Origin of the sequence: Nocardia sp. NPDC020380 (assembly GCF_044386975.1) — a bacterium.
In the GTDB taxonomy this organism is placed as follows: domain Bacteria; phylum Actinomycetota; class Actinomycetes; order Mycobacteriales; family Mycobacteriaceae; genus Nocardia.
The window spans coordinates 1-12477 of the sequence record NZ_JBIRVQ010000022.1 but is presented as its reverse complement, the minus strand read 5'-3'; the positions used below and the strand labels follow the sequence as shown (position 1 = coordinate 12477).

The window sequence follows — 12477 nt, the reverse complement described above, 5'->3', positions numbered from 1 at the left end:
GCTACGGGGTTGCCACACTGCCGCTGTCGATGCCGAGCAATGCTTGTGCGTTGCCGTCGAGAATCAGTTTCGCGGCGGCGGGGTCGATAGAGGGATCGTTGATGAAGTCGATCGCGCGCACGAAGATGTCGCCGGCTTCGTAGGGGAAGTCGGTTCCGAGCAGGAGGCGGTCGGCGCCGAGGGAGTCGATGGCGGCGCGCAGCGCGGGGACGTGACCGTGGCCCACGGTGTCGTACCACATCCGGCGGGCAGTGATACTGGGCAACTCGGGGGTTTCCGGTGCCGCCCAACCATATTGGTTGTCAAGCCGCTGCAGCAGCATCGGCAGTGCGCCGCCCAGATGCGAGTTGATGATCTTGAGGTTCGGGTAGCGGGTCGGGATGCCATTGGTGATCAGCTGGACCACCGAGATCGTGTCCTCGACCGGGGCGCCGACCATCCAGGTCTGCTGGTGGTCTGCGATCAACGGCGTGCAGACACTGTTGCCGGCCGGATGTAGGTAGAGGACGGCGCCGCGGCGATCCAGTTCGGCGAAGATCGGTGCGAACTCCGGTTCCACCAGGACCCGGTCGAGGATGGTGGTGTTGAGCACGACGCCGACCATGCCCAATTCGTCGAGGGCCCGGCCCATTTCGGCGATCGACTCCTCGACGTGCGGCATCGGCAGGGCGGCGAAGGCGCGGAAACGATCCGGGTGAGCGGCCACCACCGCGGCGTACTGGTCGTTCACGAACCGTGCCGTCGATACGGCTTTGTCGCGTTCGGCGAAGTGTGGCAGAAGCGGTGCGGCAGACAGGATTTGCATGTCCACGCCCGCGCGGTCCATCAGTTGCAGCCGGGCGTCCAGCTCGGCGCCGCCGCCGGCGCCCTGTCCGCGCTGCGCGTCGGTGTCGGTTCTGCCGAGGTTGACCAGCAGGTCGAGGTAGTCGTCGGTCCAGTAGTGCGCGTGTACGTCGATTCTCATGTCGATGCCCCTTCGCAGTGGATGCAATACCTAGCTCAGTATTAGATAGCATGCTATCTATTGCAAGTGCTAGTATCTTCATGTGGCAAAGGAATCAGCGGACACCCTGGAACAGGACACGACTCCGGAGGGCTTCGACCAGTTCGTTCGCGCTTCGCACGAGCTTTTCGTCGCGATGCGCCGCAATCGCGGACGCTTGGCCCAAGACCGAAGCGGCCTCACCCCCGCCCAGCTGGGACTACTGGATGCCGTCGCCGATCGCGGTCCGATGCCGGTCGGACAGATCGCCACCTACGCGGGTGTGGCCGGCCCGACCGCCACCCGAATGCTCAAGCAACTCGAAGCCGACGGTGTCGTCACCCGCGAACGTTCCAGCGAGGACGAGCGGCGCGTCGATGTCGCCCTCACCGACCACGGCCGCGAGCTCGTCGACCGCCAGCGCCTCAGTCTGCGCGAAGCTCAACGCCGCCATTACGCAGCGTTGAGCCCGCGACAGCGAGCGGAATTCGTCGACGTACTACAGCAGATGGCCGCCTGGCTCGAACAGGGCGTGCCAGACGATCCGGAATAAGCGACCGAGCGAGAAACGCTCGGTCGCTGAGGTTTTCATGTCCGCCGCTAGATGATGTTGGCGGCGATCAGCAGGTTCCAGATCTCGCCCTGGTCGACGACCTCGACGCCGAGCTTCTCCGCCTTGGTCAGCTTGCTGTCGCCGACACCGGCACCGGTGATGAGCATGTCGGTGTTCGCCGAGACGGACGATGCCGCCGTGGCGCCTGCCTTCTCGCAGAGGCGTTGGAACGTTGGGCGAGCGACCTTTTCACCGGAGCGAGGGTCGCTGATCGCGCCGGTAATCACGACCGTTTTGCCTTCCAGAGGCGCGCCGGCCGCGATCACCGGAGGAAGATCTTCCTCGCGCACATCGAGGGACACACCGTTCTCACGCAACCGCTCCAGCTCCGGGCGCAGGCGGGTGAGGTGTGCGACGAGGGAGGCAGCGACCTTGGGGCCGATATCTTCCACTGCGACAAGGCGTTCCTCGCCTGCGTCGGCGACTTCCTCGAGAGAGCCGAATCCCGAGCGGGCCAGGCGAGCGGCGGTGCCGTCGGAGGCCATGGGAATCGCAAGCCCGATCAGTGCGCGGCGCAGGCCGACCTGACGGCTGCCCTCGATCGAGTCGATCATGCGCGTGGCCGAAACCTCGCCCATGCGGTCGAATTCGAGCAGGCGCTCCTTGGTCAACGTGTAGAAGTCGGACGGGTTCTCCAAATCCCCTGCCTCAGCGAGGCGTTCGATCCACACCTGCCCGATGGCATCGATATCCGCCGCCGCGCGCGACGCCCAATGGATAAGCCGACGTACCGTCTGCGCGGGGCAGGAAACGTTGGTGCAGAACAACTCTCGGCTGTTTCCTTGCTCGGTCACCGGCTGCTCACATGAGGGGCAGACGGTGGGCGGCAGGATCTCCTGCTCCTCGCCCGTGCGCTTGGAAGCATCGAGCACGCCCGCCACGAACGGGATCACATCGCCCGCACGACGCACCAGCACGGTGTCACCGACCTTGATATCGCGAGCGCGAATCACTTCCTGATTGGCCAGCGTCGCCTTCGTGACGGTCGTTCCACCCACGAACACCGGCTCCAACCAGGCGACAGGAACGATCTTGCCCGTCTTGCCGACATCCCAGATCACCTCACGCAACAGCGTGGTCTTCTCCTCGGCAGCGAACTTGAAGGCCAGCGCCCCACGCGGGGAGTTCGACCGGGTTCCGGCCGCCGCGTAAGCATCTCGATCGGCCAGCCGCAGCACCGCACCGTCGAGGTCGTAGTCCAGGTCATTGCGACCCTTTTCGATCGCGGTGATCGCGGCCTGCGCCTGCTCGGCATCGACGCAATGCACCATCCGCGCACCGGTGATCCCTAGCGCCTGCAGCCCCTCCTCGAGGTCGGCCACAGAGTCGCCATCGGAAATATCGAGGTCGAATCCGAAGAACTGCAGCCGCCTTTCGGCCACAGTGGCCGGATCCTTCGCCCGCAGCGTGCCCGCCGCAGCATTCCGCGGATTGATCAGCGGTTTGTCCGGATGCGCGGTGTTGTAGGCCAGGAAGGTCGACCGCAACATCACGGCCTCGCCTCGCACCTCGACCCGCCCAGGTACATCGATCCGCGCCGGCACCCCGTCGACCAGCGCCCGAACCAGCTCGGTCACATCGTCCCCGGTAGTCCCATCCCCGCGGGTAATCGCCCGAACAAGGCGCCCCTCCTCGAACACCAGCGCCAGCGACAACCCATCCAGCTTGGGCATCACCACCACCGACTGCCCCGGGAACCGCTCGAAGAACGCCATCACCTGCTCATGCTTGGTCGCCTTCTCCAGCGACAACATCGGCCGCGAATGCCGAATAGGCGCATGCAACACATTGGGCGCCCCCACCTGCTCCAACGGATTCGGCTCCGGCGCCAACTCCGGATGAGCCTCGATCAACCCCCGCAACTCATCCTCGACCGCGTCATACTCCGCGTCCGCCACCAGCGGCGACCCCTGATAGTAGGCATCCCGCAGCGCCACGATGCGATCGGCGAGCTCTTGGATTCGTTCCCCTGTTTCCACAGCACAAGACGCTACCCAAACCCACCGACATCGCGACTTACCGGCACTCGCGCAGTTGCCCGACTCCAGCGGCACTCGGTCAGAGGTCTCGGTCGAGCCATCGCGACCGGAATCGACGCGGCCGTGGTTGCGGTGCGGCGGGTGGGTCGGCTACGGGGTGGGTAGCGGTGTGACCGAACAGTTTTGCGATGTCGTCGAGGGTTTCGGGTTCGGCGAGGATGAGGATTTCGTCGCCGCCGTGCAGGGTGGTGTCGGCGGTGACGGTGACCAGGCGGCCTTGACGGATGAGGACACTGACCCACAGATCGTCCGATGGCAGGTCGGCGACGGTGGTGCCGTCGGCGGGTGCTCCGGGGGCGATGGTGAAGCGGTGCAGGCTGTCGGGTTCCTCTTCGAAACGGGCGTTCATACCCCAAGGGCGCGGGTTGACGGTGTGCAGCGGTATGCCGAGCCGGCGGGCGAGCGCGGGAACCGCGCCACCTTGCACGATCACCGAGAACGCGACCACGACGAAGATGATCTCGTATGCGCGCCGGGCGTCGGGTACCCCGGCTTGCAGGATGAACACGCCCAGCAGAATCGGCACCGCGCCCTTGAGCCCGGTCCAGCAGATGAACAGCCGCTCGCCACGGGTCAGATCGGTGCGCCACAACAGGATTCCCGCCAGGACCGGTCGAATCAGTACCGCCAGCAGCACGGCCAGTCCCAATCCGATACCGAGGGCATTGCCGTCGGTGATGCCGTGTGCGCCGGAGATCTGGATGGTGAGCCCGAGCATGACGAAGGCGACGATCTCGGCCAGATTCGCCAGCGCCGAATGGAATCGCTCGATCTCGGTCTTGTAGGGCGCACGCTGGTCACCGACCATCATCCCGGCGACCAGCACGGCGAGGAATCCGGAACCGTGGGCGAGGGTCGTGATCGCATAGATGGCCAGCGCGCACATCAGCACTCGTAGCGAGTACAGGCCGGCGGCCGGAAGCAGCACGCTGCGCATGAACCACAACAGCCCCAATCCTCCGGCGACACCGAATGCGGCGCCGATGAGCAGTTGTGTGGCAAATGCCCACGCGACCGAACCCGCTGCGGCAGCGGTGAAATGCGTGGTGCCCAGCAGCACGACCAGCAAGGCGATACCGACCGGGTCGTTGGCGCCGGACTCTCCCTGCAACAGCACGCCACTGCGCCCGGCAATTTGACGACGTCCCAGCACCGAGAACACCACCGCGGGATCGGTGGGCGACAGCGCGGTGCCGAGCAATAAGGCTATGCGCCAATCCAATCCGAAGATCAGGTGGGCGGCCGCAGCGAGCGCCGCGGCGGTGAGCAGAGTTCCGGCCGCCCCGATCCAGACGATCGCCCCGGCATTGGCCCGGACCTTGCGCCAGCCGATCTGCATGCCACCGTCGAAAAGAATCACCACCAGCGCGATGGTCACCACCCGTTCCAGATGGACGGCAGGCAGATCACCCAGCGCGGGCCAGATATCGGAAGCCGCGGCGGCACCGATCAGGAACAGCGCGGGCGCCGGAATCGGGAATCGTTCGAGCACACGGTGAGACAGCACTGCGGCCAGACCGACCGCTGCCACGAGCAGCACTACGGTCGCGAACGGCGAGACGTCGTTCATGGCAACCGGCGCGCCTCCTGGTTCTCGCGAAGTAATCGTGCGTTCGCCGACCAGGCTTCCCGGCACTCCTGCGTTCAACTCTAACGGTCGGCGCACCTGATTTTCCCGGTGGGACGATTCTCGCCGAGTCGGGGTCGCCGCAGCGGTCAGGGTGCGCGGCGGAAATCCGCCGCATAGTGGACGAGCATCTGCACCGGGTCCAGGGTCACCAGCCCGTGCGGAACGATCTCGTCGATCTGCGGCAGGAATCGATGAATGCTGTCCTCGGCATCGACGATCACCACCGCGACCGGCCGATCCGGCGACAGCGACAGGAACCGGCGCCGGTGCGTGCGATGAATGGTCCCGTAGCCCTCCAGGCCGTGGAACACCGAAGCGCCCGCCAGCCCGGCCGCGTGCGCGCGCCGAACGATCTCTCGCCACACCGGTTCCCGGTTCCAGGTATCACCGTCACCGACGAATACGGTCAGCCGCAACGCCTTACCCGCCACCCGCACCGCACACACCCTTTCCGCGTGCCCGCCACCGCTCCGTGAGATCCGATCCAACTCCCAGCATCGCGGGCGGACAAGGCGCGGTGGTACCGCATCTCGGGTGCCATACGGCATTTTTACGGTCGGCGGCGTACGGTCAGCGCCGGCCCGCGCGCAGTGTCGTCGAGTGATCGAAAGGCCGATTCGCGTGGGTGGCATCGACCAATTTGCGATCGTGGCGAACGAACACGTTGTAGTAGCCGAGACACACCAACCCGAGCCACGCTGCGATGGCGGTCGGCAGACCGGTGTCGAACATCGCGAAACACAGCAGAACTATCGAGAAAGCTGCAATAGCAACGAAATCGAGGACCTTGCCACTCATCGAGACACCTCCGGTGACGACGAATCGAATTCTCGCCGACCAGACTTCCCGGCACTCCTACCTCCAGGCTAGACCTCCACGAGCCCGATATGGCCTGATTACATGCCGATCCGCACCATTCGCACCGACTCCAATCTGCGCAACAGAGCCCGCACGGCCGACGCGCGATCCGCATACCGCCGCACCACCGGCGGGATCGGGTCTGTGGCTGTTGCGGCACAGGAGTGATGGAAGGACAGTGCTTGCGCGACCGCCTCGCCCCGATCTGTCAGGCGGAGCGTCCCTGTGATCGTCAGTGGATCATCGCAGCTGTTCTCGCGATCTGTGGCGAGCAGGCCGTACGTTGCGAGCAGGCCGAGAGCCGATGCCAGATCTGCGGGTGGCGCCGGCACAAAACGCATCAGAAGTGCTGTGTTGCAGCCGGATTCGGAGACGAGGTCGAGGATCTCGATGACGTGGCGGTGGCTCGCCAGTTCGTGCAGCATGATCGATTCATCGTGATCGCCGGCCATCGGAACCATCTCCTCGCTGCCCGGCGGAGAACTCCGGGCGGATATGGAAGATAGGCGTGAGCGAGCGACGACGACAGCGGCTTTGACGCAGTCTTGACGCTGTCGATCGGCTTCTTTGCATGATGCGTTCGATCCGACGCCACGCCTCAACGTGGCGACAGACGAAGCCGCCGCGGCCCATGACAAGTTCGCGGCGGCTCCTCTCCGGCACAGCCTTTGACAGGCGGCTGTGCAGGAAGTCGGTCAACGTGGCGGCAATGCCGAACGGGTCATGCGGAGTGGGCGAGCTGGTTGCTCCAAGCCGACAGACGGGTCCGCGCACGCGAATTACGTACCAGCGCTGCGGCATTCACAGGCTCGGTGCCCTCGTAGTGGCCGCCGTTCATCACCGGAGTGCCGGGGATGGACAGCTGGACCAGCAGTGCCGCCGCATTGTCGAGCGGTGCGGTGCGGTGGCTGCGGACGCGTGGGAGGTCGATCTCGAAGTCGGTGGGTTGCACGCTGATCGAGATCAAGCCCTCGGGGCCAGTTTCGGCCAGGGAGCGGCTGAACATGGTCAGCGCCAGCTTGGACTGGGCGTAGATGGCCAGCGGGGTGTAGATGCCGCGGCGGCGGTCCAGGTCGGTGTAGTCGAGGTTGCCGGCGGCGTGCAGTTTCGAGGTGACGGTGATGACCCGGCCTCGGGCTGCTTCGAGTGCGGGGAGCAGTGTCATGGTCAGGCGGTGCGGCGCGAGATAGTTGACCTGGAGAGTCAATTCGTGGCCGTCCTCGGTGTGGGTGCGCGCGTCGGGCGCGGCGATCGCGGCGACATTGATCAGGGCGTCCACACGGGGGTATTCCGCGAGCAGCGCGCGGCCGAGTTCCTCGACCTCGGTCAGCCGGGCGAAGTCGGCGTGCGCCGTGCGCAGTTGGCCGGGTTTCGCCGCGGCCTGCAGGCGTTGCGTGGTCTCGTCGGCGTGGTTCTTGTCCAGGATGTGCGCGATGAGGGTGTCACCGTCGGCGATCACCCGCTGCGCTGTCGCGAAACCGAGGCGGGTATCTGCCCCGGTCACGACGACGGTGCGGGTGCTGGACGGGCTTACGGACATAGCTCTCCGATCATCAGAGGCGTGCCCCGGAATCGGGAGCACGTGAGAAGTACGCGAAGACATTCGCGGAAGGGTGGAACATCGCACTGACACGGCGATATGACTGCGCAAATATGCTGCGCGGCAAGGGAATGACGAGCTGGCTACGCCGGACTCGGCGGCTCGTCCTCACTCTGGAACCCGAAAAGCTCCAGCGCGGAGGGCATCTGCTCGGCCCGATGCCGGGCAGCATCGGCGACGGCGCGCACGGCGCGGTCAGAGCCGATGGTTTTGTTCACACTGGGATATCACCGCATCGAGCAGTCCCCGGCAAGATTTCCGAACCCGCTTTGACGAATCATTTACGGGCTCACAATCGTGCCGGGGACGGGCTTCAAACGCTCACTCGTCGAAGACTTGTGACTTCGGGCGGTACTGATAGTCCTCGTCCCATTGGTCCTGGGCGTTGTACGGGAGGCTGCGTTCGGGTGTATCACTCAGTTGCTCAACGATTGTCGCGACGCGAGGATCGGCTTGGACTTGGGTCACCAGGTCTTCGACCTGGGCCTGTGCTCGATCGCGGGCCTCGTTGATCAACTCGGCGATCAGGGGGCCGAGACGGCGACTGTCGAGAATCGAAGCATCGTCGATCTCGAGGGCGATGACGTGGCCGTTCGCCTGGACATCAACCGAGATGCCCTCGGATTCGACTGAGAAGTGGGTGTTCGTCACCGCATCGGCGAGGCGGTCCATCTGGGTGGACAGTGATTCGGTCACCCGATCCTCCTGTGCGGGCCGCCGGATTCATTCCTGAACATTGCCGAAAGCCTCCGCACTTCGATAGTCGGTGCCCGTGTACTCGACAGCACCCGTCACCGAGTGCTCACCCAGAGCGCCGAGATGTTCCGCAAGGGCCTGCAGGGCCAGCGCGCCCATGCCGGCGCCGAAATGGCAGACGCCAGGAACAGCGGTTCCGTTCAAGCCGGTCTCGACGCCGGGCAGCGCCTTGTGTGTGGTGATCTCCCCGATTCCGCTACCGGCGGTAGCGAAGGTGCCGCCGAGTTTCAGCACGGATTCGGGGTGTACCTCGACTGATCCATCCCCCATTGTCATCTCCCTAGAACTATTTTCGTGAAGGTCAATACGACGATCAGCAGGCCGACCAGGATCAATGCGATGCCGCCGGGCAGCGTGGGAAAGCCTCGGCTCGAGGGCGAATGCGTGCGGCCATAGGCGACCAGCCGGGTGGCCAGATCACGAACGTTCAGGACGAGCATGAGCCCGAGGGTCGAAACACCCAGACCCACCAGGATCAGAATTGTGTAGCCCACGTATTTCATGTCACCAGATCCTGAACATGTAACTGCCGGTCAGCGCAGCACCGGGGGTTCCCAGACCGCCACCGATCTCCGTGGAGAAATCCTTGCCGTGCGTGAAATCGGGTATGCCACCCCAGGTTTCGCCGACGGATCCGACCACGCCGGGACCGGCCTGGCCGGACGCCGTGACACCCCAGCCGTGCACATAGCTGTCGATGTCCGGCGAGGACGGAGTCTTGCCCTCATCGATCCAGCCCGCCCGCGCCGTCGGAAGTTCGATGTCTCCTGGTGTGCCGATACCGATCTGCGGACCGATATAAACATGCCCGTCACGCGTGACCGTGAGCACCCCTCCGCCACCTATCAACCATGGTGTGAACGCACCGAAGTCGACGGTGTAATAGTCGGGCCGGCGTCCTCCGCCGATACCGGTCATCGAGGCCAAACCCTGGAACGCGCCCGTGATGCTGTGCGCGGCATTGTCCAGGGTGTCCCCCAGCGAGCCCAGGGCCGACATGATCATGTTGCTGTGGTGCGACGCACCTCGCGACATCGAGCCCAGACTCAGCAGGCTCGCGACCGGTCCCAGCGCCGCCGAGAAGAGCTTCTGCGCGGTGGACAGATGCACCGATCCGTCCTCGTTGACCTTGTACCCTGCATCCTCGGCGTCTTGAATCTTGTTCTGCGCCTGCTGATGGCTGGTCGTGATCGCCGCATGCCCGTCCCGAGCAGCACTGTCGCCCGCCATGAGCGCATCGATCGTGTGCGTCAGGAAGTCATCGGTCTTGCCATGCCGATCCCGCATGAGGTCACCGCCAGCGCTGCGCCAGAAGTCCTGCGAACCTGCGACATTCGACGCGACAGTGACCTGATGCCCGCTCGCGGCCTGATGTCCCTGACGCCATTCGTCGGCGAGGCTGAGCAGCGGACTCACATCGAGAGCCTTGACCTGACTGACCGTTGGCGTTCCCACGACCCCTCTTTCGACTGAAGACAAGGCGTAAAAGTACCCACGGATCTCGCGGTTCCGCCATATCCACTAGCGGTTTCCTTACACCCTGCGCGGCCGCTCACAAGCGTCGCAACCCGACCCGAAAATCGGTTGCCCGCAAGGGGTCTGGATGCTATCCGCCCGTGGGCGCCCACGGTGTTCGCCGGGGGATCCAGGCAGGCACTTCGCGCTGGTAGCGCTCGTAATCCTCGCCGAATCGTCGGTGTAGGGCGGGCTCCTCGTACAGGTGGACGAACAGCACCTGCCCGACGGCGACAATCGCTGCGTACCAGAGGAGTTCGGCGCGTCCGAGCAGCACGGCCTGACCGACGATGATCGTCACGACCGCGATATACATCGGATTGCGCACGAATCGGTTCGGGCCACCGACCACCAAGTGCTCTGTGGGAGCGATCGGCGCCGGTGTGCCCGAACCTTCAATCGCGAAACGGTAGATCGCATGGAGCAGGACGGGCAGCCCAGCCACAATCAGTACGATGCCCGCGATTCGGAAACCGATGTCTTGTGGTAGATCTCGGCCGCTCCGCCAGTGCGTGAGGAACCACGGCAGCAACGCGGCAACGGTTCCCGGCACGACAATGGTGAAAAGTAAGCTTCCCCAGACTGCGCGAACACGCCTCATACCCACTCCCAGAACAAGTTTCGCCTGGGTAGTGAGCCTAGCGCTTCATGCCGACGCCACCCATGATGCAGTTGCGCACAGTGGAGAGGCTGCGGAGGCGCGGGCCGTCGGGCCACCAATTGTCACAGAGAACCAGGCCGGGCTCGACGATGGACAGGTCGCCGAACAAGCTCTTGATCTGGGTGCGGGTGCGGAAGCGGCCTGAGCCCATGGGGCTGTGGACGAACTTGTCTTCCATTGCGCGGGCCAACTCGCTGTATTCCGGAACCTCGGGATCGTAGAAGTGGGCGATGGCTACGTACGAGCCTGATGGCAGCGCGTCTATGTAGGTGCCCATCATGGCATCGACGTCATCGCCGAGGTAGTGATGCAGGGTGCCGATCTGGAACAGCGCCACCGGACGATCGAAGTCGATTCGTTCCCGGATCTCGGGGTTCTTCATCACCTCGAAGGGCCGGAAGATGTCGGCCTCGACGATGTCGGTCTTCGGATGCCCCGCGAGCAGCGCCCGGGCGTGGGCCAGCACCATGGGGTCGTTGTCGACGTAGACGACAGTCGAATCCGGATTGATCCGCTGGACGACCTGATGGGTGTTCTCGGCGGTGGGCAGGCCCGAGCCCAGATCCAGATACTGATCGATGCCTGTCTCGCGGGCCAGGAATCGGCAGGCGCGGATGAGGAAATCGCGGTTGGCCCAAGCCAATTCGGCTACTCCGGGCGCTACGGTCCGCACCTGATCCAGTACAGCGCGATCGATGTCGAAGTTGTCCTTTCCGTTCAGCGCCGCGTCGTAGACGCGCGCGATGCTGGCACGGGTGGTATCCACCCCCACCGGCACCACACTGGGATAGCTGGACGAAGGCTTGGACATGACAATCTCCCCTGGCGTATGCGGCTTGATGTCGAACTGCCCCCAGTCTCTCGCAGTTTCGGCGATTCGGGACGACATCGTCCTAAGTAACGACGTTTGCCCATCGATCTGCCTCGGCAGACACCGAGCCTGCAGAGGAACGGTTCATGCCAACAAACCTGCGAACGATGCCGATCGAGCATATCGAGGGTGCGGCTGGTGATGTAGGCGGGGTTGGGGCGCAGGGTTTCCAGGACGAGTTTGATTTTGGGTGCCACGGTGCGGCTGGGGGTGGGTGGGGGTTGCGGGGCTTGGCGGGCGGCGTGGGCGGCCAGGTCGATCAGGTGTTCGTGTTCGTCGGGGTCGAGGGTGAGGGCGCGGGCGAGGGCGTCGACGACGGCGGGGCTGGGGCGGGTTTCTTTGCCGCGTTCGAGGCGGGTGTAGTAGTCGATGCTCACTCCGGCCAGGGCGGCGACTTCTTCGCGGCGTAGTTCGGGGGTGCGGCGGATGCCTGTGGTGGCTGTGAAGCCGACGTCGGCGGGAGACAGCTGGGTGCGACGGGCGCGTAGGAATCGCCCCAGTTCGGTGCCGGTGTCGCGGGGCCGCTGTTCTGCCATGACGTCCAGTCTGGCCCGATCGTGACGGGCATGCCTCATCTCTGAGGGGCCGTGTCGCACCCCCGCTGGGCGCTCCCCCGAACACCGCGGCGTGGTGGGGTGCTGTGGCTGTAGGTCATAGTTTGAACAGCGCAGGAACGTCTCGAGAATCGAAGGAAGGTGGTTCGACTATGCGTGCAACGCTGCTCCATCAGGCCGGTGACGTTCGTGTCGAGGACGTCGAGGACCCGAAGATCCAGAATCCCACCGATGCGGTGATCCGCATCGTGGTGGCGTGCGTGTGCGGTAGTGATCTGTGGCCGTACAAGTCGGCGCCGCGTACGGGCCTTGACCCCGGGTAGTGGACACGCTTGATCTTGGTCTCAGACCAGGGAAAGCGAGAAGATCTACCCGATGTCCAAGAACTACAACGAAGA

The 12477-nt window shown here is 64.6% G+C and carries 16 protein-coding genes and 1 pseudogene; 2 read left to right on the top strand and 15 right to left on the bottom strand.

All coding sequences use genetic code 11. The annotated features are described in order from the left end of the window. Position 1: 1 nt before the first annotated feature. Entirely contained in the window at positions 2-964 is a 963-nt protein-coding gene (locus ACH438_RS41230; RefSeq protein WP_397015771.1) for an amidohydrolase family protein, read from the bottom strand. Positions 965-1046: 82 nt separating this feature from the next. Here ACH438_RS41230 and ACH438_RS41225 point away from each other — a divergent pair, with 82 nt between their 5' ends. After that, entirely contained in the window at positions 1047-1535 is a 489-nt protein-coding gene (locus ACH438_RS41225) for a MarR family winged helix-turn-helix transcriptional regulator (RefSeq protein ID WP_397015769.1), read from the top strand. A 47-nt stretch (positions 1536-1582) separates the two neighbouring features. On the opposite strand, the gene ligA is transcribed toward ACH438_RS41225, so the two are convergent. The 14 genes from ligA to ACH438_RS41155 form a co-directional block, all read right to left on the bottom strand. Next, positions 1583-3574 carry an NAD-dependent DNA ligase LigA gene (gene ligA / locus ACH438_RS41220; RefSeq protein ID WP_397015767.1) on the bottom strand — a complete coding sequence of 664 codons (1992 nt, stop codon included), beginning with the start codon at positions 3572-3574 and terminating at the stop codon, positions 1583-1585. Between the two features lie 79 nt (positions 3575-3653). Then, positions 3654-5204, bottom strand: a complete 1551-nt coding sequence (locus ACH438_RS41215) for a cation:proton antiporter (protein ID WP_397015765.1) — start codon at positions 5202-5204, stop codon at positions 3654-3656. 146 nt (positions 5205-5350) lie between these two features. Further along, the gene (locus ACH438_RS41210; protein ID WP_397015763.1) at positions 5351-5701 is read right to left on the bottom strand and encodes a DUF190 domain-containing protein; all 351 of its coding nucleotides are present in this window, start codon (positions 5699-5701) and stop codon (positions 5351-5353) included. A 133-nt stretch (positions 5702-5834) separates the two neighbouring features. Continuing rightward, positions 5835-6062: a hypothetical protein gene (locus tag ACH438_RS41205; protein WP_397015761.1), complete on the bottom strand. Its 228-nt coding sequence runs from the start codon at positions 6060-6062 to the stop codon at positions 5835-5837. 98 nt (positions 6063-6160) lie between these two features. Next, the gene (locus tag ACH438_RS41200; RefSeq protein WP_397015759.1) at positions 6161-6574 is read right to left on the bottom strand and encodes a hypothetical protein; all 414 of its coding nucleotides are present in this window, start codon (positions 6572-6574) and stop codon (positions 6161-6163) included. A gap of 269 nt (positions 6575-6843) precedes the next feature. After that, complete coding sequence (locus ACH438_RS41195; protein ID WP_397015757.1) at positions 6844-7662, bottom strand: SDR family NAD(P)-dependent oxidoreductase; 819 nt, start codon at positions 7660-7662, stop codon at positions 6844-6846. A gap of 143 nt (positions 7663-7805) precedes the next feature. After that, the gene (locus ACH438_RS41190) at positions 7806-7940 is read right to left on the bottom strand and encodes a hypothetical protein (RefSeq protein WP_397015755.1); all 135 of its coding nucleotides are present in this window, start codon (positions 7938-7940) and stop codon (positions 7806-7808) included. 103 nt (positions 7941-8043) lie between these two features. Beyond that, entirely contained in the window at positions 8044-8418 is a 375-nt protein-coding gene (locus tag ACH438_RS41185) for a YbaB/EbfC family nucleoid-associated protein (RefSeq protein ID WP_397015753.1), read from the bottom strand. Between the two features lie 27 nt (positions 8419-8445). Then, on the bottom strand, positions 8446-8748 hold the full coding sequence (locus ACH438_RS41180; protein ID WP_397015751.1) for a hypothetical protein: 303 nt from the start codon (positions 8746-8748) through the stop codon (positions 8446-8448). A 2-nt stretch (positions 8749-8750) separates the two neighbouring features. Next, positions 8751-8981, bottom strand: a complete 231-nt coding sequence (locus ACH438_RS41175) for a hypothetical protein (protein ID WP_397015749.1) — start codon at positions 8979-8981, stop codon at positions 8751-8753. 1 nt (position 8982) lies between these two features. Then, positions 8983-9933: a hypothetical protein gene (locus ACH438_RS41170; protein ID WP_397015747.1), complete on the bottom strand. Its 951-nt coding sequence runs from the start codon at positions 9931-9933 to the stop codon at positions 8983-8985. Positions 9934-10084: 151 nt separating this feature from the next. Further along, a complete protein-coding gene (locus ACH438_RS41165; RefSeq protein ID WP_397015744.1) occupies positions 10085-10594 on the bottom strand; it encodes a methyltransferase family protein in 510 nt (169 codons plus the stop codon). A 37-nt stretch (positions 10595-10631) separates the two neighbouring features. Then, positions 10632-11465 carry an SAM-dependent methyltransferase gene (locus ACH438_RS41160; protein ID WP_397015742.1) on the bottom strand — a complete coding sequence of 278 codons (834 nt, stop codon included), beginning with the start codon at positions 11463-11465 and terminating at the stop codon, positions 10632-10634. Beyond that, on the bottom strand, positions 11372-12061 hold the full coding sequence (locus tag ACH438_RS41155; RefSeq protein ID WP_397015740.1) for a helix-turn-helix domain-containing protein: 690 nt from the start codon (positions 12059-12061) through the stop codon (positions 11372-11374). Before ACH438_RS41155 ends, ACH438_RS41160 begins: the two co-directional genes overlap by 94 nt. A gap of 170 nt (positions 12062-12231) precedes the next feature. Here ACH438_RS41155 and ACH438_RS41150 point away from each other — a divergent pair. After that, positions 12232-12369 (top strand): annotated as a pseudogene (locus ACH438_RS41150) (IMP dehydrogenase); the annotation flags it as partial. Between the last annotated feature and the right edge of the window lie 108 nt (positions 12370-12477).

Coding starts and splice junctions, on each gene's coding strand:
- ACH438_RS41230 (WP_397015771.1), bottom strand. CDS start 964: ATGAGAATCGACGTACACGCGCACTACTGGACCGACGACTACCTCGAC.
- ACH438_RS41215 (WP_397015765.1), bottom strand. CDS start 5,204: ATGAACGACGTCTCGCCGTTCGCGACCGTAGTGCTGCTCGTGGCAGCG.
- ACH438_RS41205 (WP_397015761.1), bottom strand. CDS start 6,062: ATGAGTGGCAAGGTCCTCGATTTCGTTGCTATTGCAGCTTTCTCGATA.
- ACH438_RS41200 (WP_397015759.1), bottom strand. CDS start 6,574: ATGGCCGGCGATCACGATGAATCGATCATGCTGCACGAACTGGCGAGC.
- ACH438_RS41195 (WP_397015757.1), bottom strand. CDS start 7,662: ATGTCCGTAAGCCCGTCCAGCACCCGCACCGTCGTCGTGACCGGGGCA.
- ACH438_RS41180 (WP_397015751.1), bottom strand. CDS start 8,748: ATGGGGGATGGATCAGTCGAGGTACACCCCGAATCCGTGCTGAAACTC.
- ACH438_RS41175 (WP_397015749.1), bottom strand. CDS start 8,981: ATGAAATACGTGGGCTACACAATTCTGATCCTGGTGGGTCTGGGTGTT.
- ACH438_RS41165 (WP_397015744.1), bottom strand. CDS start 10,594: ATGAGGCGTGTTCGCGCAGTCTGGGGAAGCTTACTTTTCACCATTGTC.
- ACH438_RS41160 (WP_397015742.1), bottom strand. CDS start 11,465: ATGTCCAAGCCTTCGTCCAGCTATCCCAGTGTGGTGCCGGTGGGGGTG.
- ACH438_RS41155 (WP_397015740.1), bottom strand. CDS start 12,061: ATGGCAGAACAGCGGCCCCGCGACACCGGCACCGAACTGGGGCGATTC.